The 25,170-nt window shown below is 67.7% G+C and carries 26 protein-coding genes; 22 read left to right on the top strand and 4 right to left on the bottom strand.

Going from position 1 to position 25,170, the window contains the following annotated elements; translation table 11 throughout:
• Positions 1–94: 94 nt before the first annotated feature.
• From EV665_RS08885 to EV665_RS08830, 12 genes are all read left to right on the top strand, one after another.
• Positions 95–457: a septal ring lytic transglycosylase RlpA family protein gene (locus EV665_RS08885; RefSeq protein ID WP_380684995.1), complete on the top strand. Its 363-nt coding sequence runs from the start codon at positions 95–97 to the stop codon at positions 455–457.
• 75 nt (positions 458–532) lie between these two features.
• Positions 533–1,822 carry an RsmB/NOP family class I SAM-dependent RNA methyltransferase gene (locus EV665_RS08880; protein ID WP_133033844.1) on the top strand — a complete coding sequence of 430 codons (1,290 nt, stop codon included), beginning with the start codon at positions 533–535 and terminating at the stop codon, positions 1,820–1,822.
• Positions 1,823–2,033: 211 nt separating this feature from the next.
• Positions 2,034–3,311, top strand: a complete 1,278-nt coding sequence (locus tag EV665_RS08875; protein ID WP_133033843.1) for an imelysin family protein — start codon at positions 2,034–2,036, stop codon at positions 3,309–3,311.
• Positions 3,312–3,354: 43 nt separating this feature from the next.
• Complete coding sequence (locus EV665_RS08870) at positions 3,355–4,890, top strand: di-heme oxidoreductase family protein (protein ID WP_133033842.1); 1,536 nt, start codon at positions 3,355–3,357, stop codon at positions 4,888–4,890.
• A 206-nt stretch (positions 4,891–5,096) separates the two neighbouring features.
• A complete protein-coding gene (locus tag EV665_RS08865) occupies positions 5,097–6,233 on the top strand; it encodes an imelysin family protein (RefSeq protein ID WP_133033841.1) in 1,137 nt (378 codons plus the stop codon).
• Entirely contained in the window at positions 6,233–7,336 is a 1,104-nt protein-coding gene (locus EV665_RS08860; protein WP_133033840.1) for a DUF1513 domain-containing protein, read from the top strand. Before EV665_RS08865 ends, EV665_RS08860 begins: the two co-directional genes overlap by 1 nt.
• Positions 7,337–7,380: 44 nt before the next feature.
• Complete coding sequence (locus EV665_RS08855; RefSeq protein ID WP_133033839.1) at positions 7,381–7,836, top strand: TspO/MBR family protein; 456 nt, start codon at positions 7,381–7,383, stop codon at positions 7,834–7,836.
• Positions 7,837–7,922: 86 nt separating this feature from the next.
• On the top strand, positions 7,923–8,372 hold the full coding sequence (locus EV665_RS08850) for a PaaI family thioesterase (protein WP_064332323.1): 450 nt from the start codon (positions 7,923–7,925) through the stop codon (positions 8,370–8,372).
• Complete coding sequence (locus tag EV665_RS08845) at positions 8,369–9,013, top strand: 5'-methylthioadenosine/S-adenosylhomocysteine nucleosidase (RefSeq protein ID WP_133033838.1); 645 nt, start codon at positions 8,369–8,371, stop codon at positions 9,011–9,013. Before EV665_RS08850 ends, EV665_RS08845 begins: the two co-directional genes overlap by 4 nt.
• Before the next feature lie 53 nt (positions 9,014–9,066).
• On the top strand, positions 9,067–10,629 hold the full coding sequence (gene guaA / locus EV665_RS08840; RefSeq protein ID WP_133033837.1) for a glutamine-hydrolyzing GMP synthase: 1,563 nt from the start codon (positions 9,067–9,069) through the stop codon (positions 10,627–10,629).
• A gap of 213 nt (positions 10,630–10,842) precedes the next feature.
• On the top strand, positions 10,843–11,304 hold the full coding sequence (locus EV665_RS08835; RefSeq protein ID WP_133033836.1) for a carboxymuconolactone decarboxylase family protein: 462 nt from the start codon (positions 10,843–10,845) through the stop codon (positions 11,302–11,304).
• Positions 11,294–12,154: a sigma-70 family RNA polymerase sigma factor gene (locus tag EV665_RS08830; RefSeq protein WP_133033835.1), complete on the top strand. Its 861-nt coding sequence runs from the start codon at positions 11,294–11,296 to the stop codon at positions 12,152–12,154. Before EV665_RS08835 ends, EV665_RS08830 begins: the two co-directional genes overlap by 11 nt.
• A 4-nt stretch (positions 12,155–12,158) precedes the next feature.
• Here the strand turns inward: EV665_RS08830 and EV665_RS08825 are convergent, their stop codons facing one another.
• Positions 12,159–12,719, bottom strand: a complete 561-nt coding sequence (locus EV665_RS08825; protein ID WP_133033834.1) for a methylated-DNA--[protein]-cysteine S-methyltransferase — start codon at positions 12,717–12,719, stop codon at positions 12,159–12,161.
• Between the two features lie 138 nt (positions 12,720–12,857).
• On the opposite strand from EV665_RS08825, the gene EV665_RS08820 reads away from it, so the two are divergent.
• Together EV665_RS08820 and EV665_RS08815 are read left to right on the top strand one after the other, a co-directional pair.
• Positions 12,858–13,916: a M14 family metallopeptidase gene (locus EV665_RS08820; protein WP_133033833.1), complete on the top strand. Its 1,059-nt coding sequence runs from the start codon at positions 12,858–12,860 to the stop codon at positions 13,914–13,916.
• Positions 13,917–14,086: 170 nt separating this feature from the next.
• Positions 14,087–15,547: a phospholipase D-like domain-containing protein gene (locus EV665_RS08815; protein WP_133033832.1), complete on the top strand. Its 1,461-nt coding sequence runs from the start codon at positions 14,087–14,089 to the stop codon at positions 15,545–15,547.
• On the opposite strand, the gene EV665_RS08810 is transcribed toward EV665_RS08815, so the two are convergent.
• Together EV665_RS08810 and EV665_RS08805 are read right to left on the bottom strand one after the other, a co-directional pair.
• Positions 15,519–16,343 (bottom strand): endonuclease/exonuclease/phosphatase family protein, encoded by an 825-nt coding sequence (locus EV665_RS08810; RefSeq protein WP_064332740.1) that lies wholly within the window; start codon positions 16,341–16,343, stop codon positions 15,519–15,521. The two genes, EV665_RS08815 and EV665_RS08810, sit on opposite strands and share 29 nt — an antisense overlap.
• Positions 16,344–16,453: 110 nt before the next feature.
• Positions 16,454–16,933 (bottom strand): Lrp/AsnC family transcriptional regulator, encoded by a 480-nt coding sequence (locus EV665_RS08805; protein ID WP_064332264.1) that lies wholly within the window; start codon positions 16,931–16,933, stop codon positions 16,454–16,456.
• 149 nt (positions 16,934–17,082) lie between these two features.
• Between EV665_RS08805 and EV665_RS08800 the strand changes: the two genes are divergently transcribed.
• The 3 genes from EV665_RS08800 to EV665_RS08790 are packed head-to-tail and all read left to right on the top strand — an operon-like array spanning position 17,083 to position 19,276.
• Entirely contained in the window at positions 17,083–18,252 is a 1,170-nt protein-coding gene (locus EV665_RS08800; protein WP_133033831.1) for an amino acid aminotransferase, read from the top strand.
• Between the two features lie 7 nt (positions 18,253–18,259).
• The gene (locus tag EV665_RS08795; protein WP_133033830.1) at positions 18,260–18,880 is read left to right on the top strand and encodes a YitT family protein; all 621 of its coding nucleotides are present in this window, start codon (positions 18,260–18,262) and stop codon (positions 18,878–18,880) included.
• A gap of 51 nt (positions 18,881–18,931) precedes the next feature.
• On the top strand, positions 18,932–19,276 hold the full coding sequence (locus tag EV665_RS08790; RefSeq protein ID WP_064332739.1) for an ArsC family reductase: 345 nt from the start codon (positions 18,932–18,934) through the stop codon (positions 19,274–19,276).
• A gap of 104 nt (positions 19,277–19,380) precedes the next feature.
• Here the strand turns inward: EV665_RS08790 and EV665_RS08785 are convergent, their stop codons facing one another.
• Positions 19,381–20,280, bottom strand: coding sequence for a helix-turn-helix domain-containing protein (locus EV665_RS08785; RefSeq protein ID WP_133033829.1), 900 nt, complete (start codon positions 20,278–20,280; stop codon positions 19,381–19,383).
• A 181-nt stretch (positions 20,281–20,461) separates the two neighbouring features.
• Here EV665_RS08785 and EV665_RS08780 point away from each other — a divergent pair, with 181 nt between their 5' ends.
• The 5 genes from EV665_RS08780 to EV665_RS08760 all read left to right on the top strand — a co-directional run bounded on the left by EV665_RS08780 (position 20,462) and on the right by EV665_RS08760 (position 25,160).
• Positions 20,462–21,688, top strand: a complete 1,227-nt coding sequence (locus EV665_RS08780) for an amino acid ABC transporter substrate-binding protein (RefSeq protein ID WP_133033828.1) — start codon at positions 20,462–20,464, stop codon at positions 21,686–21,688.
• Between the two features lie 248 nt (positions 21,689–21,936).
• Positions 21,937–22,809, top strand: a complete 873-nt coding sequence (locus EV665_RS08775) for a branched-chain amino acid ABC transporter permease (protein WP_133033827.1) — start codon at positions 21,937–21,939, stop codon at positions 22,807–22,809.
• The gene (locus tag EV665_RS08770; protein ID WP_133033826.1) at positions 22,806–23,729 is read left to right on the top strand and encodes a branched-chain amino acid ABC transporter permease; all 924 of its coding nucleotides are present in this window, start codon (positions 22,806–22,808) and stop codon (positions 23,727–23,729) included. Before EV665_RS08775 ends, EV665_RS08770 begins: the two co-directional genes overlap by 4 nt.
• Positions 23,726–24,454 carry an ABC transporter ATP-binding protein gene (locus EV665_RS08765; protein ID WP_133033825.1) on the top strand — a complete coding sequence of 243 codons (729 nt, stop codon included), beginning with the start codon at positions 23,726–23,728 and terminating at the stop codon, positions 24,452–24,454. The genes EV665_RS08770 and EV665_RS08765 overlap by 4 nt, the downstream gene beginning before the upstream one ends.
• Positions 24,447–25,160: an ABC transporter ATP-binding protein gene (locus EV665_RS08760; protein ID WP_133033824.1), complete on the top strand. Its 714-nt coding sequence runs from the start codon at positions 24,447–24,449 to the stop codon at positions 25,158–25,160. Before EV665_RS08765 ends, EV665_RS08760 begins: the two co-directional genes overlap by 8 nt.
• Positions 25,161–25,170 lie beyond the last annotated feature (10 nt).

Raw genomic sequence — 25,170 nt, 5'->3', positions numbered from 1 at the left:
CGGCGGGTTGAGGCACGTTTTCGCCATTTTTGCTTCTTCATAGGGCGATCATCACAGCGGAAGTTCACAACTTTTCCGGAAGGTCATCCGATACATGATGCTCAAGCTCTCCAGCCTCGCGCTCGCCTCGCTCGTCACAGCCGCCTCCACCTTCGTTACATTCTCCGATGCTGAGGCCGCCGGTTGCGGTCGTGCCTCCTGGTATGCGCTGCACTCGCGCACCGCCTCCGGCGAGCGCATGAACCCGAACCTCCTGACGGCTGCCCACCGGAGCCTGCGCTTCGGCACCAAGGTGAAGGTCACCAACGCGAACAACGGCAAGAGCGTCGTGGTGCGCATCAACGACCGCGGCCCGTTCATCCGCGGCCGGGTGCTCGACCTCTCCAAGGCCGCCGCCTCCAACATCGGCATGATCCGCTCCGGCCACGCCAAGATCTGTTACGAAGTCATCGGCTGACGAGCGCTATTGTGCGGCTCCCGGCTTGCCCTTCGCGCATTCCGCCGCTACCACGACGCAAAACGGAGTAGACGGATGCGATTGGGTGGGCGGCTCTCGGGAGCCATCGAGGTTCTGACGGATATCGAGACGCGGCGGCGCCCCGTCGCCGATGCGCTCAAGGACTGGGGCCTCTCCCATCGGTTCGCCGGTTCCGGCGATCGCGCCGCGATCGGCAATATCGTCTATGACGCGCTGCGCATGAAACTGTCGCACGCCTACCTGATGGACGACGACAGCCCCGCCGCCCTCGGCCATGCCGTGCTCCTGCGCCAGTGGGGCCTCGCCCCCGAGGCGCTTGCCGCCGAGTTCGACGGCGACCGTTTTGCCCCGGAGCCCATTTCCGACGAAAAGCTTGCCGCCTTCCGCGCCCGCGATCTCGAGGACGCCGCGCCGCATGTGCAGGGCGACATTCCCGAATGGATCCAGCCCGCCTTCGAGGCCAATTTCGGCGAGGCCTGGCTGACGGAGGCCAAGGCGCTTGCCGGCCGGCCGACGCTGGACCTGCGCGCCAACACGCTGAAGGCCGGCCGCGACAAGGTGCTGAAGGCGCTGGAGCGCAACGCCGCCGTCGCCTCGGCCATCGCCCGCGAGGGCATCCGCATTCCCGCCGGCGAAGGCCCCTCGCGCCTGCCGAACGTCACCGCAGACCTCGCCTTCCAGAAGGGCTGGTTCGAGGTGCAGGACGAAGGCTCGCAGATCGTCGCCGATCTCGTCGTGCCCCAGGAGGGCGAGCAGGTGCTCGACTTCTGCGCCGGCGGCGGCGGCAAGACGCTCGCCATGGCGGCCGCCATGCACAACAAGGGCCAGGTGCACGCCTACGACACCGACCGCAAGCGCCTCGCCCCGATCATCGAGCGGCTGAAGCGTGCCGGCACGCGCAATGTCCAGGTGCACGAGACCATTGCCAGCCTTGCCCCGCTGAACGGCCGCTTCGACCGCGTGCTGGTCGACGCCCCCTGCACGGGCACCGGCACCTGGCGCCGCCGGCCGGACACCAAATGGCGCCTCACCGAAAAGAACCTCGAGGAACGCCTCACCCAGCAGCAGGAGGCGCTTGCCAATGCCAGCGCCTTCGTGCGTCCGGGCGGCTTCCTGCTCTATGTCACCTGTTCGATCCTGCCGCAGGAGAACGAGGAACAGGTGCATGGCTTCTGCGCGGCCAATCCGGAGTTCGAGATTCTCCCCGCCACCGACACCTGGAAGAAGCTGTTCGGCGCGGACAAGCCGCAGCCCTGGTCGCGCGACGGCAAGACCGTCACCCTGACGCCGGCCTCGACCGATACGGACGGCTTCTTCTTCTGCGCGATGGGCCGCAAGGCCTGAGGCGGTTGCGCTCTGTCAAGTGTACCGGAACAGCTTGAAATCGTTCTAAACTATACACTTTGACACCAGTTTTTATTTGGTCCATGACAGTAACGCCTGAATAATCCCGGGCCCGGCGGGATGCCGGACCATCCGGGCGGCGGCGGCCAAGGGAGGCAAGCCGTGACGTCCGGTGTCGGGGGACACATCGAACAGGACACCAGGAGACGTCATGACCACTTCCCTTCTTCGCGCGGCCGCCTTTGCGCTTGCTGCCGCGGCGTCAAGCCTTGCCATCGGTTCGGCCCATGCGGCCGCCGATCCGGCCGCGATCGTCAAGCACTATGCCGAGATCGCGCATGCCAAATTCTCCGACTCGCTCGACGCCGCAAAGGCGCTCGACGCAGCGGTCGACGCGCTCATCGCCACGCCGAGCGACGAAACGCTGAAGGCCGCGCGCGAAGCCTGGCTGAAGTCCCGCGTGCCCTACCAGCAGACGGAAGCCTATCGCTTCGGCAATCCGCTGGTCGACGACTGGGAAGGCAAGGTCAACGCCTGGCCGCTCGACGAGGGCCTGATCGACTATGTCGATGCCAGCTACGGCACGGAGAGCGACGAGAACGCCCTCTTCGTCGGCAATGTCATCGCCAATCCGACGCTGGAGATCGGCGGCAAGACGATCGACGCCACCACCATTACGCCGGCGGTGCTGCAGGAACTGCACGAGGCGGGCGAAGTGGAAGCGAACGTCGCGACCGGCTACCACGCCATCGAATTCCTGCTGTGGGGCCAAGACCTCAACGGCACCGGCAAGGGCGCGGGCAACCGCCAGGCGAGCGACTATGACGCGGCCAATTGCACCAACGGCAATTGCGACCGGCGCGCCGCCTACCTGAAGGCCGCATCCTCGCTGCTCGTCACCGACCTCGAAGAGATGGTGAACGCCTGGGCGCCCGATGGCGACGCCGCCAAGAACGTCACCGCCGATCCGAAGGCCGGCATCACCGCCATGCTGACCGGCATGGGCTCGCTCTCCTATGGCGAACTTGCCGGCGAGCGCATGAAGCTCGGCCTCCTGCTGCACGATCCGGAAGAAGAGCACGATTGCTTCTCCGACAACACGCACAACTCGCACTACTACGACGTCGTCGGCATCGAGACCGTCTATACGGGTGAATATACCCGTCCGGACGGCTCGAAGCTCGCCGGCCCCTCGCTCTCCGAGCTGGTCGCGGAAAAGGACGCCGCGCTCGACACGGAGATGAAGGCCAAGCTCGACGCCAGCCATGCCGCCTTCAAGGCGCTGGTGGACCGCGCGGAAGGCGGCGAAGCCTATGACCAGATGATCGGCGAGGGCAACGAGGAGGGCAACAAGGTCGTCCAGGCCGCCGTCGACAGCCTGATCGACCAGACCAGGACGATCGAACGCGTCATCGCCTCGCTCGACCTCGGCACGATCGAGCTTGAAGGCTCCGACAGCCTGGATAATCCTAACGCTGTCTTCCAATGATAGAAGGCGGGCCGCCTCCCCCGGGTGGCGGCCCGATCCATACATGACAGAACGCCCCGCCCGCCCTCTGCTCGCGGCTCTTGCCGCGGTGTCCGTCGTGGCGGGCGTTTTCGTTCTGGGACCTGCCCATTCCACCGGCCGCGGGCGCGATGATCTCTCCGAAAAGGACCGCAAGCGCGTCGCCGCGGTGACGGCGCCAGCGACGGATTTTTCCAAGGCCGAAGCCTATGAGGCGATGTCCGGCGGGGCGACGACGTCGCTTGCATCCGTCAACGTCAACAGCTTCTCCCACTTCTCCGAGAACATCACCTTCGCGGAAGAAGAGACGTTCAAGCTCGGCAACGCGCTCTTCCAGAAACTCTGGGTCTCCTCGCCCTCCTCCACCCAGGCCTCCGACGGACTCGGGCCGCTCTACAATGCGCGCTCCTGCCAGACCTGCCACATCAAGGACGGCCGCGGCCATCCGCCGGAGGGCGCCGCCGAGGCGACGTCGATGTTCCTGCGCCTCGCCCGCGCGGCCAGGACGCCGGAGGACGAGGCGGCGCTGAAGAGTTTTCGCGAGATGAGCCTGCCGGATCCGATCTACGGCCGCCAGCTTCAGGATCTCGCCATACCCGGCCTCAAGGCCGAGGGCCGCATGGTGATCGACTATACCGAGGAGCCGGTGACGCTTGCCGGCGGCGAGGTCGTCACGCTGCGCCGGCCGACATACTCCGTCGCCGATCTCGCCTATGGCGACCTCGATGCGACGACGACGCTCTCGCCGCGCGTCACCCAGCCGATGCTCGGCCTCGGCCTCGTCCAGGCCATCCACGAGGCGGATATCCTCGCCCTTGCCGACCCCGACGACGCGGATGGCGACGGCATCAGCGGCAAGGCAGCCATCGCCATCGATCCGAAGACGGGCAAGGAGGCGCTCGGCCGCTTTGGCTGGAAGGCGCAGTCGGCCACCGTGCGCCAGCAGAGCGCCGACGCCTTCGCCTTCGACATCGGCCTTTCGACGCCGGAGGTGCCGCTGCACCAGGGCGACTGCACGCCCGCACAGAAAGCCTGCCTCGACCGGCCGGACGGCGTGCAGAAGCGGCTCGGCGATGCCGAAGCCCCGCCGCCGGTAATGGACCTCGTCACCTTCTATGCGGAGAACCTTGCCGTGCCGGCACGGCGCAAGGCGAGTTTCGCCGAAACGCTGAACGGCAAGCGCGTGTTCTACGAGACGGGCTGTACACGCTGCCACCAGCCGAAATTCGTCACCCGGCGCGATGCCGGCAACAAGGCCCATGCCTTCCAGCTCATCTGGCCCTATTCCGATTTCCTGCTGCACGACATGGGCGAGGGCCTTGCCGACGGGCAGGCGGTCGGCGTGGCGACCGGGCGGGAATGGCGCACGCCGCCGCTCTGGGGCATCGGCCTTACAAAAACCGTCAACGGCCATACGCTCTTCCTGCATGACGGGCGCGCCCGCAACCTCACCGAGGCCATCCTCTGGCACGGCGGGGAGGCCCAGGCGGCGCGCGACCGCTTCGCCGCGCTGGAAAAACACGACCGCGACGCCCTTCTGACTTTTTTGGAGAGCCTCTGATGCCCACCCGGCGCCCCTCTTTCCGTCGTTTCGCCGCGCTTTTCGAAAGCAATGCGCCCACTTTTGGGGAGGCTCAGCCCCCTCTGCCCTGCCGGGCATCTCCCCCTCAAGGGGAGAGGTCGGATGGAGCGCTGCCTCGCCTCTCTCTAGCGGTGCGGTTTGAGCAAGGTTCTTGCTTCTTGCCGATCTCCCCCCCTGAGGGGGAGATGCCCGGCAGGGCAGAGGGGGGGCGGCGGCGGCTGCCGACCCTGCTTCTCGCCGCCGGCCTGATGCTCTCCGCCGCCCTGCCGGCGCTGGCGCAGGAGGGCGAAGCGCCCGTGCCGCCCGCACTGACGGACGAGAACGTGGTCGGCATCATGACGCGCGCGGTCGACGAGGTCATCCGCCCCGGCTACCGCCACTTCCAGACCTCCGCCGGCACGCTCGCCGAAGCGACCGCCGCTTTCTGCAAGGCGCCCTCCGAGGGCGGCCGCAAGACCGTCGACGATGCCTTCCGGCAGGCGGTTGCCGACTGGGGGCGCATCGAGATCGTGCGCATCGGCCCGGTCATCGACGACAACCGCTTCGAGCGCATCCTCTTCTACCCCGACCGCAAGAGCACCGGCCTGAAGCAGGTGCAGGCACTGCTGCAGAAGGCCGACGAGGCGGATACGGACGCCGCGGCCATGGCCGGCAAGAGCGTCGCGATCCAGGGATTTGGCGCGCTCGAATTCGCGCTCTACGGCACCGGCGCGGAAACGCTGCTGGCGACGCCGGACAGCTTCCGCTGCCGCTATGCCGCCGCCGTCGCCCGCCATATCGAGACGACGGCCGGCCAGCTCGCCGCCGCCTGGGACGCGCCCGACGGCGTTCAGCGGGACTGGAAACATCCCGGCCCGCAGAACCCGGTCTTCCGCACCGGCAAGGAGGCGATCACCGCGCTCCTCGGCATCCTCGTGCACGGGGCGGAGGCGGTGCGCGACCAGCGCATCGAGACCTTCTACCGCAACGGCGGCACGGCACGGCCGAAATCGGCGGTCTTCTGGCGTTCCGGCAACACCTGGACCTCGATCAACGCCAATATCGAGGGCCTGCAGACGCTGTTCGACGCATCGGGCATGGCTGATCTCATCGATCCGAACTTCGTCTCCATCGCCGGCAATGTCGATTTCGTGCTGAAAGCCCTGCGCCGCGTCGCGCCGACCATCGATCCCGATATCGAAAAGGCCGTCTCGGCGCCGGATGAACAGCAGAAGATCGCCTTCCTCCTCGTCAACACGCGCGACCTCATCCTGCGCCTCAACACCGAATATGGCGGGGCGATCGGGCTAGGCGCCGGCTTCTCCTTCGCGGACGGCGACTGATGCGGGCCGCGGGCACCCGGAGCGCGCTTGTCGACCGCCGCGCCTTCCTGCGCATGGCGGGCGCCGCCTGGGTCGCGGCGCTCGGGACCCGTCCGTCCTTCGCGCTGTCGCAGACCGACGCCGTCTTCGCGTCCGGCTACATGGAGCACGACGGGAGCTTCGGCATCGCGGTGCTGGCCGAGGGCGGCACACTCATAGAGAAGACGCCGCTGCCGGCCCGCAGCCACGGCATGGCCTTTTCGCCCGCGACCGGCCATCTCGTCGCCTTCGCGCGGCGCCCCGGCACCTTCGCGCTGATCATCGACCGCGGCGGCAGGGCCGCGCCCGTGACCATCGCGAGCGCCGAGGACCGGCATTTCTTCGGCCACGGCTGCTTTTCGCCGGATGGAAAGATCCTCTATGCCAGCGAGAACGATTTTGACGCCGGGCGCGGCGTCATCGGCCTTTATGACGCCCACGACGGCTACCGCCGCATCGGCGAATATTCGACCTACGGCATCGGCACGCACGATCTCTCCGTCAGCGACGGCGGCCACGTGCTGATCGCCGCGAATGGCGGTATCGAGACCCATCCGGATTTCGGCCGCACCAAGCTCAATCTCGACCACATGGAGCCCTCGCTCGCCCTGATCGACGCCGCGTCCGGTGCGCTCGTCGAGCGCCATGCGCTGCCGGAGACGCTGCGCCAGCTTTCCACCCGCCATATCGACCTCGACGACAGGGGGCGCATCTGGTTCGCCTGCCAGTACGAGGGGCCGCGCAACGACCTGCCGCCGCTCGTCGGCCATTTCGGCAGGGGCGAGGACCTGACCTTCCTCTCCCTGCCGGAGGAGACCACGATCGGCCTTGCCAACTATGTCGGCGCCATTGCGGTCAACCGGCGCGAGGGCCTTGTCGGCCTCACCTCGCCCAACGGCGGGCGTTTCGTCGTGCTCGAGGCGGCAAGCGGCCGGGTGCTGCGGGAGGAGGCCATCGCCGACGCCGCCGGCATCGCCGCGGCGCCGCGGGGCTTCGCCGTCTCCTCCTATGACGGCCGCTTTGCCGGCAGCCGGGACGCCGTCGCCTGGGACCAGCACATCGCCGGCCTGATGCCGCGCCGCTGATTCCCGCCCCTGGACGGCCGCACGCGCCGCGCTACCTCCCCGGCATGAAAAACAAGCCCCTCGTCTATCTCGCCTTCATCATCCTCGTTCTCGGCGCCGGCCTCCTCATCGGGGCCAGCAACATTCCCGACGAATGGTACCGCTCGCTCGCCAAGCCGGCCTTCAACCCGCCCGACTGGGTCTTCGCGCCGGTCTGGAGCCTTCTCTACGCCATCATCGGCCTGGTCGGCGCCCGGACCTGGCTGACGCTGCGCCGCTCGATGGCGATGCGCCTCTGGTTCGCCCAGCTCGTCTTCAACTTCGCCTGGTCGCCCGCCTTCTTCGGTCTGCGCGACCCGGCATCCGCGATGATCATCATCCTCGGCCTCCTCGTCTCCGTCGCCGCCTTCATCGCCGTCTCCTGGCGGCAGGATCGCACGGCGGCACTCCTCTTTGTGCCCTATCTTGCCTGGGTGGCCTTCGCGGCGGCGCTGAACGCCGCAATCCTCCTCCTGAACTGAAAGGCGCTTGCAGTGCAGCATGCGCCGTGCAAACGTTCGGCCATCTTGGCTTTCCCCGGCGGCGCGCCGGCAGACCTGGTTGCACCATGACCGATTTTCCACCGGCCGATTTCGCCGACCGCATCACCCGAAGCTTCGCCCGGCAGGCGGCGATGCGGCTCATCGGCGCCGAACTGACCCGCATCGAGCACGGCACGGTGGAGATCGAGCTGCCCTTCGACGAGAAGCTGACGCAGCAGCACGGCTTCCTCCATGCCGGCGTCATCTCCGCCGTGCTCGACACGGCCTGCGGCTATGCCGCCTATTCGGTGATCGACGCGGATGCCGCGATCCTCACCATCGAGTTCAAGGTCAACCTGATGTCGCCGGGGCGCGGCGAGCGATTCCTCTTTCGCGGCGAGGTCACCAAGCCGGGCTCCAACATCATCGTCGCCGACGGGCGCGGTTATGCCATCTCGGACGGCCCGGCAAAGCTCATCGCCTCGATGACGGGCACGATGATGGTGGTGCGCGGGCGCGAGGATATCGCCGGATGAGCGTTTCCCTCAAGGCCGTCGGCCCGCACCGCATCCTCTACGTCATGGCCGTCGATGCCGAATACGGCCCCCACCTGAAAGCCCGCATCGCGCCCTTCATGACAGGCGTCGGCCCGGTGGAGGCGGCCGTGCAGCTGACTCTCGCGCTCTGCCACCTGGAAGCCGAGGGCAACCTGCCCAATCTCGTCGTCTCGCTCGGCTCGGCCGGCTCGGCGACATTGGAGCAGACCGGCGTCTACCAGGCGACCTCCGTCTCCTATCGCGACATGGACGCCTCGCCGCTGGGCTTCACCCGCGGCGCGACGCCCTTCCTCGACCTGCCGGTGGAGGTGCCGCTTCCCCTGCGCATTCCCGGCATACCCGAGGCGCGCCTTTCGACGGGCGCCGACATCGTCTCCGGCGCGGCCTATGCGAGGATCGACGCGGACATGGTTGAGATGGAGACCTTCGCGGAACTGCGCGCCTGCCAGGCCTTCGGCGTCAAGCTCGTCGGCCTGCGCGGCATTTCCGACGGCAAGGCCGAACTCAGCCATATCGGCGACTGGACGGAGTACCTCCATGTCATCGACGAAAAGCTCGCCGAGGCCGTCGACCGGCTGGAAGCGGCCATCGCCGACGGGACCGTCGTACTGAAGGGCTGAAGATCCGGCATTTCCCCGTTGCGCGGCGGCAGGATTTTCATTAAAGGCTCGCCATGACCCAGACAGCTCATCCCGACAGCGTTCTCATCATCGATTTCGGCAGCCAGGTGACCCAGCTCATCGGGCGGCGCGTGCGCGAGGCAGGCGTCTACTGCGAGATCATCCCCTTCCAGTCCGCGGAGGAAGCCTTCCACCGCATGCGGCCGAAGGCGATCATCTTCTCCGGCGGTCCCGCATCGGTGCTCGACCAAGGCAGCCCGCGCGCACCGCAGGTCGTCTTCGATTCGGGCCTGCCGATCCTCGGCATCTGCTACGGCCAGCAGACGCTCGCCACCCAGCTCGGCGGCACCGTCGAGGGCGGCCACGCCCGTGAATTCGGCCGCGCCGACGTCGAGATCCTGAAGGCGAGCCCGCTTTTCGAGGGCTTCTGGGAGGTCGGCCGGAAATACCCGGTCTGGATGAGCCACGGCGACCGCGTCACCGTCGCGCCCGAGGGCTTCGAGATCATCGGCGTTTCCGAAAACGCCCCCTTCGCCATCTGCGTCAACGAGGCGAAGCGCTACTACACGACGATGTTCCATCCGGAAGTGGTGCACACGCCCGACGGCGCGAAGCTGCTCTCCAACTTCGTGCACAAGATCGCCGGCATCAAGGGCGACTGGTCGATGTCGGCCTACCGCGCGCGCGCCGTCGAGGCGATCCGCGAGCAGGTCGGCGACAAGCGCGTCATCTGCGCGCTCTCGGGCGGCGTCGACAGTTCCGTCGCGGCCCTCCTCATCCATGAGGCCGTCGGCGCGCAGCTCACCTGCATCCTCGTCGACCACGGCCTGATGCGCAAGAACGAGGCGGCCGACGTCGTCGCCATGTTCCGCGAGCACTACAACCTGCATCTCATCCATGTCGACGCCGTGGACCGTTTCGTCGGCGAGCTGGAAGGCGTTTCCGACCCGGAAACCAAGCGCAAGATCATCGGTCGCCTGTTCATCGAGGTGTTCGAGGAAGAGGCATCGAAGCTCGGCGGCGCGGATTTCCTCGCCCAGGGCACGCTCTACCCCGATGTCATCGAAAGCGTCTCCTTCACCGGCGGCCCCTCGGTCACCATCAAGTCGCACCACAATGTCGGCGGCCTGCCCGAGCGCATGAACATGAAGCTCGTCGAGCCGCTGCGCGAGCTCTTCAAGGACGAGGTGCGCGTGCTCGGCCGCGAACTCGGCCTGCCGGACAGTTTCATCGGCCGCCATCCCTTCCCGGGACCGGGCCTTGCCATCCGCTGCCCGGGCGGCATCACCCGCGACAAGCTGGAGATCCTGCGCGAGGCCGACGCCATCTATCTCGACGAGATCCGCAAGGCCGGCCTCTACGACAAGATCTGGCAGGCCTTTGCCGTGCTGCTTCCGGTCCAGACCGTCGGTGTCATGGGCGACGGGCGCACCTACGAATTCGTCTGCGCGCTGCGTGCCGTCACCTCCGTCGACGGCATGACCGCCGACTTCTACCACTACGACATGAACTTCCTCGGCCGCGCCGCCACCCGCATCATCAACGAGGTCCGCGGCATCAACCGCGTCGTCTACGACGTGACATCGAAGCCGCCGGGCACGATCGAGTGGGAGTGAGGGATCGCCGCCCGCGGCGCTGAGCCTGCGGCCCGCAGAACGAGATTGAACACAGCCCCGGCGCCCCGCGTCGGGGCTGTTGCCGTTTGACTTCCCGGCCTGCCGCAGCCAGCATGGCTCGATTTCCGTCCCTTTCCCAAAAAACCGGACGGCGATGTCACAAACGGCGATGTCCCCTCGTCATAGCGGCGTGTGAACGAAAAGGAGACTGGAATGTCACCCCGCATGACCGATTATTTCAAGCGTGCCGAGCCGGCCTTCAAGGCGATGTTCTCCCTGGAGGCGGCACTGACGGCGAGCCCTCTCGACGCGCTGCTCGTGCATCTGGTGAAGGTACGCGCCTCGCAGATCAATGGCTGCGCCTATTGCATCCACATGCATGTCGGAGAGGCGCTGAAGGACGGCGAGGATCCGACGCGCCTCCACCTTCTTGCCGGATGGCGCGATTCGTCGCTCTATTCGCCGCGCGAGCGGGCAGCGCTTGCCTGGACCGAAGCGCTGACGCTGGTGGCTGAGACCCACGCACCCGACGAGGACTGGGCCGCCGTCGAAGCCGCCTTCACGCCCGACGAACAGGCCTGGCTGACCATCGCCATCGGCGCGATCAACATCTGGAACCGCGTGCAGGTGGGCTTTCGCGCCGAGCACCCGGCGACGCAGCTCCATGCCGCCTGATCCGTCCACCGAGATCTTCGAGACGCAGCGGCCCCGGCTGCTGCGCCTTGCCTACCGGATGCTCGGCGCACATGCGGAGGCCGAGGACGTCGTGCAGGAGGCCTGGCTGCGCTGGCACCGCAGCGACCGCGACCGCGTGGCCGAGCCGGCCGCCTGGCTGACCCGCATCGTCTCGCGCCTTTGCCTCGACGCGATGAAATCCGCCCGCTTCCGCCGCGAGACCTATCCCGGCACCTGGCTGCCCGAGCCGCTGATCGAGCCGGCCGACGAGGAGATGCGCGCGGACAACATCACGCTGACGCTGATGGTGGCGCTGGAGCGCCTCTCGCCGCTGGAGCGCGCGGCCTTCCTCCTGCACGACGTCTTCAACCAGCCGATGGACGAGGTGGCGGCAACGCTGCAGCGCAGCCCCGCGGCGACCCGGCAGCTTGCGGCGCGGGCACGGGCCCATGTGCGGGTCGACCAGCCGCGCTACGAGATCGCGCGGGAAGACAGCCGGGCGATCGTGGAGGCCTTCTTCGAGGCTTGCCGTCTGGGGGATGCGACGGCGCTCGGCTCCATGCTGGCGGAGGAGGTGACGCTCCGCTCGGACGGGGGCGGGAAGGTCATGGCCTTTCCCAATGCGATCCACGGGATGGATCGCCTGGTGCGCCTCTATCTCGGGCTTTCGCGCAAGCTCGGCGGGCGCATGGAATTCCTCGGCCATCTTATGATCGACGGGCTGCCGGGATTTCTCAGCCGGGTCGACGGCCACCTGCAGACCTCGGCGCTGGACATTTCCGGCGGACGCATCACGGCGATCTACATCACGCGCAACCCGGAAAAGCTGGCCAAGCTGACCGGCGCCTGACGGTTCAGAACCCGAAGGACTGCTGCGCCGGCTCCGGCGGGGCGAAGGAGACGCCTTCGAGTGCCAGCATCTTCAGTTTCGACGAGGCGCCGCCCGGGGCGGAGAAGCCGCCGACCTTGCCGCCGGCGGCGAGCACACGGTGGCAGGGAATGATGAGCGCCACCGGGTTCTTCGCCATGGCCTGGCCGACCTCGCGCGCGGCCTCCGGGCCGGCGCCGAGTTCGCGGGCGAGCGTGCCATAGGTCGTCGTCTCGCCCCAGTGCACCCGGCGGGCGGCATCGTAGACCGCCCGGAAGAAATCGCTCTGGCCCGCAAGGTCGAGCGGCACGTCGGTGAAATCCGCCGCCTCGCCGGCAAAGTAGCGCTGCGCGGCGGCAACCGCTAAGGCGACGGCCGGCGGCGGCTCGGCGGCTTCCGCTTCGGGCAGGTGGCGCAGCAGCAGGCGGCGCGTGGTGCCGGCATCCTCGCCCGGAAGCTGGAAGCGCACGACACCCGCCGCCGTCCAGGCGATGCCGCAGGGTCCGCTCGCGGTGTCGAAGATCAGATAGTGGGCCTTTCCGGTCATGGGATCGCTCCTGCTCCCGTTTTGTCACAAGATCGGGCTTTGCCCGGCCGCTTTCAACCCGTTTCCTGCCGGGTCTTGCGCCAGGCGGCGCCAATTCGCATAACCGTCCCCAAAAAAGCGAAGCAGCGAGGAGACGACGTGGAACATTCGCAGATCATCATCGGCGGCGATACGGCAGGCATCGAATGGCGCATTCCCGTGTTCCGCTTCAAGGGGAACGACGCCACGGCGCCCTCCGTCCATATCCAGGCCGCGCTGCATGCCAACGAACTGCCGGGCACCGCGCTCCTGCATTTCCTCCTGGAGCGGCTGCGCAAGGCGGAGGACGACGGCGCGATCCGCGGCGACATCACCATCATCCCGCAGGCCAATCCGATCGGCCTTGCGCAAGCGCATTTTGGCGAGATGGAGGGCCGGTTCGATCTCAACACGCGGACCAACTTCAACCGCGACTTTCCGCTCGTGGCGCTCGGCGAGCGCGAAACGCTGCTGGAGGATATCGACCGCCGCAGCGCCGTCGACCGGCTGAAGCGCACATTGCTGCACACCGCGCTCGGCGCCGACCTCGTGCTGGATCTGCACTGCGACGACGAATCCCTACAATATGCCTATATCGACACGGCCTTCTGGCCGGAGGCGGCCGATCTTGCGGCGGCGCTCGACATGGAGGCCGTGTTCCTTTCCGACGGCGAAAGCACCGCCTTCGAGGAGGCCGTCGGCCACGCCTTCAAGCGAAAGGGCGGGGAGACGCTTTCCACCGTCCCCGGCCGCCTTTCGGTGACCGTCGAACTGCGCGGCAAGCGCGACGTCTATCCCGACATGGCGAAGAGGGATGCGGCGGGCCTCTGGCGGTTCCTCGCCGGCCGCGGCGTCGTCGCCGATCCTGCCCATGCGGCAGAGACTTATGCCGGCCCCGCCGTGCCGCTCGACAATATCGAGATGGTGCGGGCGCCCGAGCCCGGCACCGTGCTCTTCCACCGCGATATCGGCGAGACGGTGAAGGCCGGCGATCTGCTCGCGACGCTGATCACCCGGCCCGGCGCGCCGGACGGCACGCTGGCCGTGACGGCCGGCCATGACGGGCTGATCGCCACCCGCAGCTCGGCCCGTTACGCCCGGCGCGGCGACGACCTGATGAAGATCGCCTGCCACGAGGCGACGGGCAGGAACCGCAAGCCCGGCACGCTGGAGGACTGAGCCGCTCCGCGCGGAAAGAAACCTGCGCGGGGCGGGCTCCGCCCCTCGCAATCGCCTTGCCCGAAGCAATATATAGGTGCGAGACCGGCGTGACGCGCGGGCCGCCTCAGGCGGCGTGCAAAAGCGGCACGCGCAAAGACGAGGCCGCCTTGGGATGATCCGCACGCATCATGTTTGAGACGCTCTCCGCCTACTGGCCGCATATCCTCGTCGCCCTGTCGATCCTCCTCGGCGTGCCGGCCGCCATCCATGCCACGATGACCAAGGAAGAGGTGCGCGCGGCGATCGGCTGGGTCGGCGTCATCATGCTGTCGCCGGTCGTCGGGCCGCTCATCTATGCCATCGGCGGGGTGAACCGCATCCGCCGCAAGACGCTGAACCTCAGCCGCGAGGGGCTGCTCGCCGCCGGCTGGCACCACATGGCGGAATACGACGTCTCGAATGCATATATGCAGGTGGCCTATGGCGGGGCGCTTGCCGCCATGCAGCGCCTCGGCGATACGGTCGGCCGCTGCAAGCTGACCTCCGGCAACCGCATCAGCGTGCTGTCGACCGGCGACGAGGCCTATGCGGCCATGCTGGCCGCCATCGCGGCCGCGGAACGCTCCGTCCTGCTCGAAACCTACATCTTCGACCGCGATGCCGCCGGCGAGCGCTTCGTTGCGGCGCTGTCGGACGCGGTGGCGCGCGGCGTACAGGTGCGCGTGCTGATCGACGCGGTCGGCGCGCGCTACTCGATCCCCTCGATCGTCTCCGACCTGGAGCGGGCGAACGTGCCGGCGGACGTCTTCAACGGCAATATCGTCATGGGCCTGCGCCTGCCCTATGCGAACCTGCGCACCCACCGGAAGATCCTCGTCGTCGACGGCAGCGTCGCCTTCACCGGCGGGCTGAACATCCGCGCCGGCTTCTGCGCGGAGTTTTCCGGCGAGGCGGCGGCGCTCGACACGCATTTCCGCCTGACCGGCCCCGTGGTCAGCGACCTCTTCCGCATCGCCTACGAGGACTGGCGCTTTTCCGGCGGCGACGAGCTTTCGGGCGAGGCCTGGCAGATCGCCGCGCCGCCGGATGCGCCGGAAAGCGGCATGCTTGCCCGCGTCGTGCCGTCGGGCCCGGACAAGAGCCTTGAGACCAACCACCGCATGCTGATGGGGGCGGTCTCCGTCGCCAAGCGGCACATCCGCATCATGTCGCCCTATTTCCTGCCGGACCGCGAGCTGATCAGCGCGATCGTCACGGCGGCGCGCCGCGGCGTGGAGATCGACATCGTCGTTCCCTCCTCCAACAACCTGAAGCTCGTCGACCTCGCCATGACGGCGCAGTTCGACCAGATGCTGAAACACGGCTGCCGCATCTGGCGGGCCTCCGGTGCCTTCAACCATTCCAAGCTCACGGTCATCGACGGCGCCTGGTCCTATATCGGCTCGTCGAACATCGATCCGCGCTCGCTGCGGCTGAATTTCGAGGTGGATATCGAGGTGATCGACGCCGGCTTCGCCGATCTCATCGACCAGCGCATCGCCACCGCGTTGTCCGAGGCCGAGGAGGTCACGCTCGAGGACCTCAGGGCACGTCCCTTCGTCCAGCGCCTCGTCGAGCGCATCACATGGCTCGGCTCACCCTATCTGTAGGCCCGAACGAGCGCTCCCAGACGACCTTGAGGTCGATATGCGCCTTGATCGGCAGGTGATCGGACGCGACGCGGGCGAGCGGCGTGTCGTGCACCTCGACGGAGGTGACGAGATCGTGCGGATGGCCGAGCGCGCGGTCGAGCGCGAGGACCGGAAAGCGGGAGGGAAAGCTCGGCACCGCGCCGGAGGCGGGATCGAAGGTCGGCTGCAGGCGCGAGAGCGAGGACCGGCGGCCGACGCGCCATTCGTTGAGATCGCCGACGAGCAGGGTCGGCATCTCCTCTTCTTCCGCGACGGAGGCGAGGATCGCCATGGCCTGCTGCTCGCGCGAGCGCTTCAGGAGGCCGAAATGGGCCGCGACCAGCCGCAGCTTGCCGTCCGGCAGGTCGAGCGTCACGACCAGCGCGCCGCGCGGCTCGACGCCCGGCAGCTTCAATTGCCGCACGCCGCCGACGGCGCCCTTGCGGATCATGATCATGTTGCCGTGCCAGCCATGGCCGGTCGAGGAGAGCGCGGTGATCGGCACCGGGACGAGGCCGCAGTCCCGTTCGAGGATATCGAGGTTGAGCAGGCCCGAGCGCTCGCCGAAGCGCTTGTCCGCCTCCTGGATGGCGATGATGTCGGCGTCGATCTCGGCGATCACGCTCGCCGTGCGCTCCGGATCGAAGCGCCGGTCGACGCCCACGCATTTGTGCACGTTGTAGGACGCGATCACGGTATCGCCGGGGCGATTGTTTTCCGGCGGCCGATGGCCGCGGCGGTTGCGGATGGCCGTCAGCAATGCGGCGGACATCATCTTGTCGTTCGGCTTCCTGTCCACGTGTCCTTCCTTGTGGCGCCTCCATCATATGGGCGCTTTGCCCGCGTCGGCAACCTTTCACGACCAAGAAGGTTCCGCGAAAATGGCTAGGGAAGAACGCTCACCTGCATTTTCGGGCTGTCGAGCAGGATGGTCGAACGCAGCGTCTTGATCTCGCCGATCCGCTCGAACTCGCTCCACAGCAGCCGGCGATAATCGGCGACGTCCTTCACGGCGATCTTCAGGAGGAAATCGAAATCGCCGGCGACCGTGTGGCACTCCACCACTTCAGGCATGCGCCGCACGAGATCGATGAAGCGCTCGCCGACGCGCGGGGCCGTGCGCTCCAGCGTCACCTCCAGGAAGGCCTGGAAACCGATGCCGGCCGCACGCGGATCGACGATCACCGTGTGGCGGATGACGCCGCCCGCTTCCAGCCGCGCCAGCCGGCGCGACAAGGGCGCCGGCGAGAGGCCGACCTTCTCGGCAAGCCGGTTGTTGGAGAGCCCGGCATCCTCGACGAGCAGGCGGATGATGCGCCGATCCGTCTGGTCCAGCGCCACCTCGTCGCCCGGCTTCCTGTCCATGTCCCGCCCCACGCAAAAACCTGCATCAATCTAGCAGCGGCAAGCAAGAAGGCAAAAGCTTCTTGCGCCTTCTCCGCAATATCATGGTCGATTTTGCGACGGCTTTGGCCTAAACCGCTTGGGAGACACACCGCACAAGGAACCCGGCCATGTTCGACGCCCTCACCCGCCAGCCCGACGACCCGTTGCTTGCCCTGATCGGCCTCTTCCGGGCGGACGAGCGCGCCGGCAAGGTGGATCTCGGCGTCGGCGTCTATCGCGACGAAACGGGCGCGACGCCGATCTTCCGCGCGGTGAAGGCGGCCGAACGGCGCCTCGTCGAGACGCAGCCGACCAAGGCCTATGTCGGGCCGGAGGGCGACCCGGTCTTCCTGGAGCGCCTCTGGGCGCTGACGACGGGGGACGCCGGCCGCGGCCGCGCCACCGCCGCGCTGCAGACGCCGGGCGGCTCCGGCGCGTTGCGCCTTGCCGCCGACCTTATGGCGTGCATGGGCACGAAGGGCATCTGGCTCGGCCTGCCGAGCTGGCCGAACCATGCCAGCATCTTCAAGGCGGCCGGCCTGGAGGTCGTCACCTATCCCTTCTTCGACGTCCCCTCGCAGACCGTGCTCTTCGACCGCATGATGGATGCGCTTTCGGGCGCCGCGCCGGGCGATGCCGTGCTGCTGCATGCGAGCTGCCACAACCCGACGGGTGCCGGCCTTTCGGCAGAGCAGTGGCGTGCCGTCTCCGATCTCGTCGCCGCGCGCGGCCTGCTGCCGCTCGTCGACATCGCCTATCAGGGCTACGGCCGCGGCCTCGACGAGGATGCCGCCGGGCTGCGCACACTGCTTGCCACTGTCCCGGAAGCGCTGGTCGCCGTCTCCTGCTCGAAGTCCTTCGGCCTTTACCGCGAGCGCACCGGGGCGATCTATGCGGCCTGCGGCAGCGCCGAGACGGCGCTGTCCGTGCGCAGCAACCTCGCCGCCCTTGCCCGCACCAGCTATTCCATGCCGCCGGACCACGGCGCGGCCATCGTGGCGACGATCCTCGGCGACGAGGCCTTGAAGGCGGACTGGATGGCGGAGATCGAGACCATGCGGCTGCGCATCACCGCGATCCGCGAGCGCCTCGCCGCCGGCCTTTCCGGCCGCTGGCAGGTGCTGACGGCCATCCGCGAGCAGGAGGGCATGTTCTCCCTGCTGCCGCTGGAGGAGGCGGACGTGCTGAAGCTGCGCGCCGAGCACGCGATCTACATGCCGACCTCCGGCCGCATCAACATTGCCGGCCTCAAATCGGCCGAGGTCGATGCCGTCATCGAGAAGTTTCGGAGCCTCTGAGGACACGATGTCTGTCGAAACAGCAACCCGGCCCGAGCGCCATTCCGCCTACGAGGATGCCATCGCCATCGTCGTCGGCACGATGTTCATGGCGCTCGGCGTGGTGATCTACACCAAGGCCGTGCTGCTCGCCGGCAGCACGGCGGGCCTTGCCCTGCTCTTGCAATATGCCAGCGGCATCGGCTTCTGGTGGCTGTTCTTCGCCATCAATCTGCCCTTCTACGTCCTTGCGGTCAGAAAGCTCGGCTGGGCCTTCACCCTGCGCACCTTCGCGGCCGTCACGCTCGTCTCGATCTTTACCCGGCTAACCTCTGACCTCGTCTCCTTCTCCCATCTCGACCCGCTCTATGCGGCCGTCATGGGCGGGGCGCTGTCCGGCACGGGCCTGCTCATCCTCTTCCGCCACCGCACCGGGCTCGGCGGCATCAACGTGCTGGCCATATACCTGCAGGACCGCTTCGGCATCCGGGCCGGCTATTTCCAGCTCGCCGTGGACCTTGCCATCCTTGCCGCCGCCGTCTTCGTCATTCCGCTCGACCGCCTCGCGCTCTCCGTGCTCGGCGCCGTCGTCGTCAACATGACGCTCGCCATCAACCACCGCCCGGGCCGCTATCTCGGGGTGACGTGACGCCGGCAACACTCTAAGACACGGCGCACAAGGCAAATCGAGGAGAGACGCGTGACCGTCACGATCTACGGCATCAAGAACTGCGACACGATGAAGAAGGCCCGGACCTGGCTCGACGCCAAGGGCGTCGCCTACCGCTTCCACGACTACAAGGCCGAAGGCATCGATGCGGCGAGCCTGACGCGCTTCGTCGACGCGCTCGGCTGGGAGACCGTGCTGAACCGCGCCGGCACCACCTTCCGCGCCCTGCCGGATGCCGACAAGCAGGATCTCGATGCCGGAAAGGCGATCGCGCTGATGCTCGCCCAGCCCTCGATGATCAAGCGCCCGATCCTCGACCGTGACGGCGCCCTGACGGCGGGCTTCAAGCCGGAGATCTACGAAACGCTTTTCTGAGCTTAGAGCGTTTCCACTTTTCCTTGAATCGCGAAAATGCTCTATCTCTTTGTTTTTACGAAATTCCGGACGCAAAACCGCTGCGCACTTTTGCTGGAATTGCTCTACGGCCAGGCGGCATAGGAGGTTTCCGCGCGCACCTGCCGGCTGGCGAGCCCCGCCCGCCGGGCGCGCGGCGAGACGCCGGCCAGCCGCTTGAAGAATCGGCTGAAATAGGCCGCGTCGCGAAAGCCGAGCGCTTCGGCGACCTCGGCGATCTGCAGGCTCGACCCGTCGAGCAGCATTTCCGCCTCCATCATCAGCCGGGCATGGATCAGCTCCATCGGCGAACGTCCCGTGGCGCGCCGCACCGCCGTGTTCAGCCGGTCCGGCGTCACGCCCAGCACGGCGGCATAGTGGGCGAGCGGCCATTGCTCGCGCATGTGCAGCTCCACGAGATGCAGGAAGCTGCGCACGGTGGCGCGCGGCGAGGGCTTCGGCTTCTCCGTCGCCGGATTGGCGCGGCGCCAGATGGCGATCAGCAGGAGGGCGAGGTGATGGCGCACCACCTCCTGCATGCCCGCCGCGTTCTCGCGCAGTTCCGCCTCGATCGTCTCCACCGTCTGGAGCATCTTGCGCGCATCCGCCAGCGCCAGCTTGGCACCGAGGATCGGCCGGGCGATGGCATCGCGCACGTCGGCGAAGATCGCGCCCGTCGGCATGGCGGGGCCGAGCGCCAGCTCCGGGATCGCCAGCGCCGCCCCCTCCGCGCCGGCATCGAAGAGCACCGTGCCGCGCTCGCCAGCCGGCGCCCAGACGATGGAGGGGCCGGAAAGCCCGAGATCCGCCGGGCCGAGCGACACCCGCCCGCTGCCGGACAGGAGCAGGAAGACGCGGTTGCGCCCGCCGCGGAAGGTCCAGCCGGATTGCGACAGCGCCCCGCGGAAGAGTCGCGCCTCCGTCGGCAGCGGCGGCGTCGTGGCCGCGGCACGATGTTGCGGCGCGAGAGCGTCCTGGAAGGGCATGGCGGGATCTCCTTGCCGTGAAAAGTACAAGTATCTCTTGTAAAAGTCTATTCCGCCCTGCCCCGCCTGCGGCTAACCTTTCATCCGTCAAGCAGCGACAGAAGGCCCGGAGGAGAACGTGGCCGCTGCCCGCCTTGGCGCGACGCCTGCCGAAGAGCAGGCCTTTTGGGAGGAATCGACGATGAAATCTCTGCAACGCAGGCACGTCCTGCGCGTGATGGCGGCTGCCTCGGCCCTCTTGGCGACGGGCATCGCACCGGGCGCGCTCGCCCAGGACCGCACCTCGGTGAAGATCGGCTACGCCATTTCCAAGACCGGCCCCAATGCCGGCGGCGCCGGCATCACGACGCTGCCGAACTACCAGCTCTGGGTGAAGGACGTGAACGATGCCGGCGGGCTGGAACTGCCCGACGGCAGGAAGCTGCCGATCGAGGTGATCGAATATGACGACCGTTCCGCTTCCGAGGAACTGGTGCGCGCCGTCGAGCGCCTGGCGACGCAGGACGAGGCGGACTTCATCCTCGCGCCCTGGGGCACGGGCTTCAACCTTGCGGCCGCGCCGCTCTTCGACCGCTATGGCTACCCGCAGCTCGCCGTCTCCTCCGTCACCGACAAGGCGCCGGATTTCGTCAAGCGCTGGAAGAGGAGCTTCTGGATGCTCGGCGGCGGCCACGACTATGCCGGCGCGCTCGCGGGCCTCATCAAAAAGGCGGCGGCCGACGGCACGCTCAACACCAAGGTCGCCATGATCTCGGTCGCCGACGGCTTCGGCATCGACCTCGTGACGGCCGCGCGGCCCGCCTTCGCGGAAGCCGGCATCGAGCTCGTCTACGACAAGACCTACCCGGTCGGCACGTCGGACTTCACGCCGATGATCAACGAGGCGAAGGCGAGCGGCGCCGACAGCTTCGTCGCCTTCTCCTATCCGCCGGATACCTTCGCGCTGACCCAGCAGTCGCAGGTCGCCGATTTCAATCCGAAGCTGCTCTATCTCGGCGTCGGCACGGGCTTTCCGGTCTACGGCAAGAACAATGGCGACAACGCCACCGGCATCATGAGCCTCGGCGGCATCGACCCGGCGAACGAGGCGAACGCGGCCTATCGCAAGCGCCACGAGGAGGTGACCGGCCAGGGTCCCGACTATTGGGGCAGCGTCATCACCTATGCCTCGCTGCAGATGCTGCAGGAGGCGATCAAGCGCAAGGGCCTCGACCGCGAGGCCGTCTCGGCGGAACTTTCGGCCGGCACGTTCCAGACCGTGCTCGGCGAGACGAAGATGGAAGACAACCAGCTTCGCACGCTCTGGTGGACCGGCCAGTGGCAGAACGGCCAGTTCGTCGGCATCGCGCCCGCGGACCGCGCCGGCGCCAGCCAGCCGATCCTGCCGCGGCAGGCGTGGAAGAAGTAGCCGCACGCCGCGCGAGGGGATCGAAGGGCGCTCTGGCGGACCAAAATGTGCCCCTCACCCTAACCCTCTCCCCGCAAGCGGGGAGAGGGGACGTGCCCCACGAGCGGGAACTGCTTGGGGAAACCGACGCGGCATATCTCCTTCTCCCCGTTCACGGGGAGAAGGTGGCCGGCAGGCCGGATGAGGGGCATTCTGTCATTGAATGAAGAGGCTCGCCCTTTCGGTTGGCCCAAATGTAAGGAGCGGCCATGCTCGTCACGGCCTTGTTGTCCGGGCTCGTGCTCGGCGGAACCTATGCGCTGGTCGCGATGGGGCTGACGCTCCAGTACGGCATCGCGCGCATCATGAACCTTGCCTATGGCGAGACGATCATCGCGGCGGCCTTCCTCGCCTATGTGCTGTTCAACGGCCTCGGCATCAATCCGGTGCTCGGCCTTCTGATCGCCGTGCCGCTCGGCTTCGTCTTCGGCTATCTCGTCTACGGCCTGATGATGCGCCCGCTGGTGCGCCGCGCGAAGAGCCGGGAGACGCTGGAGATCGACTCCATCCTCGCCACCTTCGGCCTGCTCTTCGTCATCCAGGGCGTCATGCTCGTCTTCTTCGGCAGCAACTATACGAGCTACAGCTATCTCAATATCGGCGTCAGCGTGCTCGGCACCACGATCGCGGCCAACCGCCTCCTCGCCTTCGCGCTCGCCATCGTCCTCGGCGGCGGGCTCTACCTGCTCCTCACCCGCACGCTCTGGGGCACGGCGCTGCGCGCCGTCGCCGTCTCGCCGACCTCCGCGCCGCTCGTCGGCATCGATGTCGAGCGCGCGGCCCGCACGGCCTTCGCCATCGGCGGGGCGCTGGCGGCCGCCGGCGGCGTGGTCATCTCCATGTACCAGACCTTCACCGCCACGGCCGGCGTCGTCTTCACCATGAAGGCGCTGATCGTCGTCATCATGGGCGGCGTCGGCAACATTCTCGGCGCGCTCTTCTCCGGCCTGCTGCTCGGCCTTGTCGAGACCTTCGTGGCGACCTATGTCGACCCCGGCCTGACGCTCGCCGCCACCTACCTCATCTTCCTCGCCATCCTGCTCTGGCGCCCCGCCGGCCTCTTCGGGAGGAGCGCGCGATGACGGCACGCACGCTTCTCGGCCTCCTCGTCGCCGGCCTCGTTCTCGCCGCGCTCGCCGCCCTGCCCCTCTTCGCCGGGCCCTATGCGGTGACGCTGATGATCGGCATGACCGGCTATGTGGTGCTCGCCACCGCCTGGGGCCTGTTCTCCGGCCCGACGCGCTATGTCTCGCTCGCCACCGTCGCCTTCTTCGGCATCGGCGCCTATACGGTCGGCGTCTTCAGCGAGACGCTGCCCTATCCGCTCGTCCTCCTCGTCGCGGCACTGATCGGCCTTGCCGTGGCGCTGGTCGTCGGGCTCTCGACGCTTCGGCTTGCCGGCGTCTATTTCGTGATCTTCACCTTCGGTCTTGCGGAGCTCATCCGCCAGCTCGTCACCTGGTACGAGGTCAACGTGACCGGCACGCTCGGCCGCTACATCTTCCTGCCCGTGACGCCGGAGGGCATCTACTGGCAGCTACTCGCGCTCGCCGCCGCCACCTTCCTCTTCTCCTGGGGCATCGGCCGCACGCGCTGGGGCCTCGCGCTGAAGGTCATTGGCGACGACGAGGTGGTGGCGAGCCATTGCGGCATCGACATCACCCGGCTCAAGCTCGCGCTCTTTGCCGTCAGCGCCGTGATCATCACGCTCGTCGGGGCCATCCAGGCGCCGCGCTGGACCTATATCGAGCCGAGCATCGCCTTCAACCCGACCATCTCCTTCCTGACGCTGATCATGGCGCTGCTCGGCGGGGCGGACCGGCTTTGGGGCCCGCTGCTCGGCGCCATTCCGCTCTTCCTGCTCTTCGAGTGGCTTTCCGCCAACTTCCCGAACCACTATCCGATCATCCTCGGCCTCGTCTTCATCGCCATCGTCTTCCTTCTGCCGAAGGGCGTGCTGGCGGCCGTCGAAAGCCGGCTAAGGAAAGGCGGTGCGCGATGAGCGAGCTTCTTGCGCTCGACGGCCTCACCAAGCGCTTCGGGGGGCTCACCGCCGTCAATGCGGTCTCCTTCTCGCTGGAGCGCGGCGAGGTCGTCGGCCTGCTCGGCCCGAACGGTTCCGGCAAGACGACGGTGCTCAACATGATCTCCGGCTTCCTGCCGCCGACCGGCGGGCGGATCGCCCTCAACGGCGAGGCGATTTCCGGCCTTCGCCCGAACCGCATCGCCAGGAAAGGCGTCGCCCGCACCTTCCAGCTCGTGCGCGCCCTTCCCTCGCTGACGGTCGCCGAAAACGTCGTCACCGCGCTTGCCTTCGGCCGCCGGACGCTCTGGGGCAAGGCGGCCCACGAGGCCGCCCACGCCCATCTTGCCGCCGTCGGCCTTGCCGGACGCGCCGACCAGCCGGCCGGCGCCCTCACCTATATCGACCAGAAGCGCATGGAGCTTGCCCGGGCGCTCGCCGCCGAGCCGGAGCTGCTTCTGCTCGACGAATGGCTCGCCGGGCTCAACCCGACGGAGCTTCGCATCGGCATCGACCTCATCCTGTCGCTCAAGGAGCGCGGCATCACCGTGCTCCTCGTCGAGCATGTCATGGATGCGATCCGGGCGCTCTGCGGGCGCGCCATCGTCATGAATGCCGGCCGCAAGATCGCCGACGGCCCGACCGCCGAGACGCTGCGGGACCCGGAGGTCGTGCGCGCCTATCTCGGAGACGGCCATGCTTGAGATCCGCGACCTCTCCCTCCATTACGGCCCGCACCTTGCCCTCGACCGCATCTCCGTCGCCGTCGGCAGGGGCGAGACCGTCGTCATGCTCGGCGCCAACGGTGCGGGCAAGTCGTCGCTGCTGAAGGCCGCCGCCGGCCTCGTCCGGCCCGATCCCGGCGCCGATATCCGCTTTGCCGGCGCGGACATTGCCGGCCGCCCCGCCCATCTCGTGCTCGAGGCCGGCATCGCGCTGGTGCCGGAGGGCCGCGGCGTCTTCGGCGACCTGACGGTGGAGGAGAACCTTGCCCTCGGCGCCTATGCCAGGCGCGCCCGCGCCCATGGCAGGGCGAGCCGCGAGCTGGTCTACGGCCTCTTCCCGAAACTCGCCGACCGGCGGCGGCAGTTCGTCAACACCATGTCGGGCGGCGAGCAGCAGATGGTGGCGATCGGCCGCGCGCTGATGTCAAAGCCCGACCTCCTGATGCTCGACGAGCCGAGCCTCGGCCTTGCCCCCGTCGTCGTCGGCGAGCTCTTCGCCGCGCTCGGCCGGGTGCGCGAGAGCGGGCTGGCGCTCCTGATCGTCGAGCAGAACGTCAAGATGAGCCTTTCGATCGCCGACCGCGGCTACCTCCTGGAGGCAGGCCGCATCGTCGGCGAGGATACCGCAGCAGGACTGATGAACGACGACGCGGTGAAGCGCGCGTTCCTCGGCGCAACCGTCTGAATGTCAAGCA

It is taken from the genome of Shinella granuli, assembly GCF_004341885.1.
Classification (GTDB): domain Bacteria; phylum Pseudomonadota; class Alphaproteobacteria; order Rhizobiales; family Rhizobiaceae; genus Shinella; species Shinella granuli.
The sequence above is the reverse complement of the archived record's forward strand: the minus strand, read 5'-3'. Positions and strand labels throughout refer to the sequence as shown.

What these genes read in the sequence shown, in the direction of transcription:
- EV665_RS08760 (WP_133033824.1), top strand. Translation starts at nt 24,447, where the DNA reads ATGCTTGAGATCCGCGACCTCTCCCTCCATTACGGCCCGCACCTTGCC.
- EV665_RS08775 (WP_133033827.1), top strand. Translation starts at nt 21,937, where the DNA reads ATGCTCGTCACGGCCTTGTTGTCCGGGCTCGTGCTCGGCGGAACCTAT.
- EV665_RS08865 (WP_133033841.1), top strand. Translation starts at nt 5,097, where the DNA reads ATGCCCGGCAGGGCAGAGGGGGGGCGGCGGCGGCTGCCGACCCTGCTT.
- EV665_RS08780 (WP_133033828.1), top strand. Translation starts at nt 20,462, where the DNA reads ATGAAATCTCTGCAACGCAGGCACGTCCTGCGCGTGATGGCGGCTGCC.
- EV665_RS08815 (WP_133033832.1), top strand. Translation starts at nt 14,087, where the DNA reads ATGTTTGAGACGCTCTCCGCCTACTGGCCGCATATCCTCGTCGCCCTG.
- EV665_RS08870 (WP_133033842.1), top strand. Translation starts at nt 3,355, where the DNA reads ATGACAGAACGCCCCGCCCGCCCTCTGCTCGCGGCTCTTGCCGCGGTG.
- EV665_RS08810 (WP_064332740.1), bottom strand. Translation starts at nt 16,343, where the DNA reads ATGATGTCCGCCGCATTGCTGACGGCCATCCGCAACCGCCGCGGCCAT.
- EV665_RS08850 (WP_064332323.1), top strand. Translation starts at nt 7,923, where the DNA reads ATGACCGATTTTCCACCGGCCGATTTCGCCGACCGCATCACCCGAAGC.
- EV665_RS08855 (WP_133033839.1), top strand. Translation starts at nt 7,381, where the DNA reads ATGAAAAACAAGCCCCTCGTCTATCTCGCCTTCATCATCCTCGTTCTC.
- EV665_RS08860 (WP_133033840.1), top strand. Translation starts at nt 6,233, where the DNA reads ATGCGGGCCGCGGGCACCCGGAGCGCGCTTGTCGACCGCCGCGCCTTC.
- EV665_RS08845 (WP_133033838.1), top strand. Translation starts at nt 8,369, where the DNA reads ATGAGCGTTTCCCTCAAGGCCGTCGGCCCGCACCGCATCCTCTACGTC.
- EV665_RS08770 (WP_133033826.1), top strand. Translation starts at nt 22,806, where the DNA reads ATGACGGCACGCACGCTTCTCGGCCTCCTCGTCGCCGGCCTCGTTCTC.
- EV665_RS08835 (WP_133033836.1), top strand. Translation starts at nt 10,843, where the DNA reads ATGTCACCCCGCATGACCGATTATTTCAAGCGTGCCGAGCCGGCCTTC.
- EV665_RS08880 (WP_133033844.1), top strand. Translation starts at nt 533, where the DNA reads ATGCGATTGGGTGGGCGGCTCTCGGGAGCCATCGAGGTTCTGACGGAT.
- EV665_RS08830 (WP_133033835.1), top strand. Translation starts at nt 11,294, where the DNA reads ATGCCGCCTGATCCGTCCACCGAGATCTTCGAGACGCAGCGGCCCCGG.
- guaA (WP_133033837.1), top strand. Translation starts at nt 9,067, where the DNA reads ATGACCCAGACAGCTCATCCCGACAGCGTTCTCATCATCGATTTCGGC.
- EV665_RS08785 (WP_133033829.1), bottom strand. Translation starts at nt 20,280, where the DNA reads ATGCCCTTCCAGGACGCTCTCGCGCCGCAACATCGTGCCGCGGCCACG.
- EV665_RS08885 (WP_380684995.1), top strand. Translation starts at nt 95, where the DNA reads ATGATGCTCAAGCTCTCCAGCCTCGCGCTCGCCTCGCTCGTCACAGCC.
- EV665_RS08795 (WP_133033830.1), top strand. Translation starts at nt 18,260, where the DNA reads ATGTCTGTCGAAACAGCAACCCGGCCCGAGCGCCATTCCGCCTACGAG.
- EV665_RS08875 (WP_133033843.1), top strand. Translation starts at nt 2,034, where the DNA reads ATGACCACTTCCCTTCTTCGCGCGGCCGCCTTTGCGCTTGCTGCCGCG.
- EV665_RS08825 (WP_133033834.1), bottom strand. Translation starts at nt 12,719, where the DNA reads ATGACCGGAAAGGCCCACTATCTGATCTTCGACACCGCGAGCGGACCC.
- EV665_RS08765 (WP_133033825.1), top strand. Translation starts at nt 23,726, where the DNA reads ATGAGCGAGCTTCTTGCGCTCGACGGCCTCACCAAGCGCTTCGGGGGG.
- EV665_RS08805 (WP_064332264.1), bottom strand. Translation starts at nt 16,933, where the DNA reads ATGGACAGGAAGCCGGGCGACGAGGTGGCGCTGGACCAGACGGATCGG.
- EV665_RS08800 (WP_133033831.1), top strand. Translation starts at nt 17,083, where the DNA reads ATGTTCGACGCCCTCACCCGCCAGCCCGACGACCCGTTGCTTGCCCTG.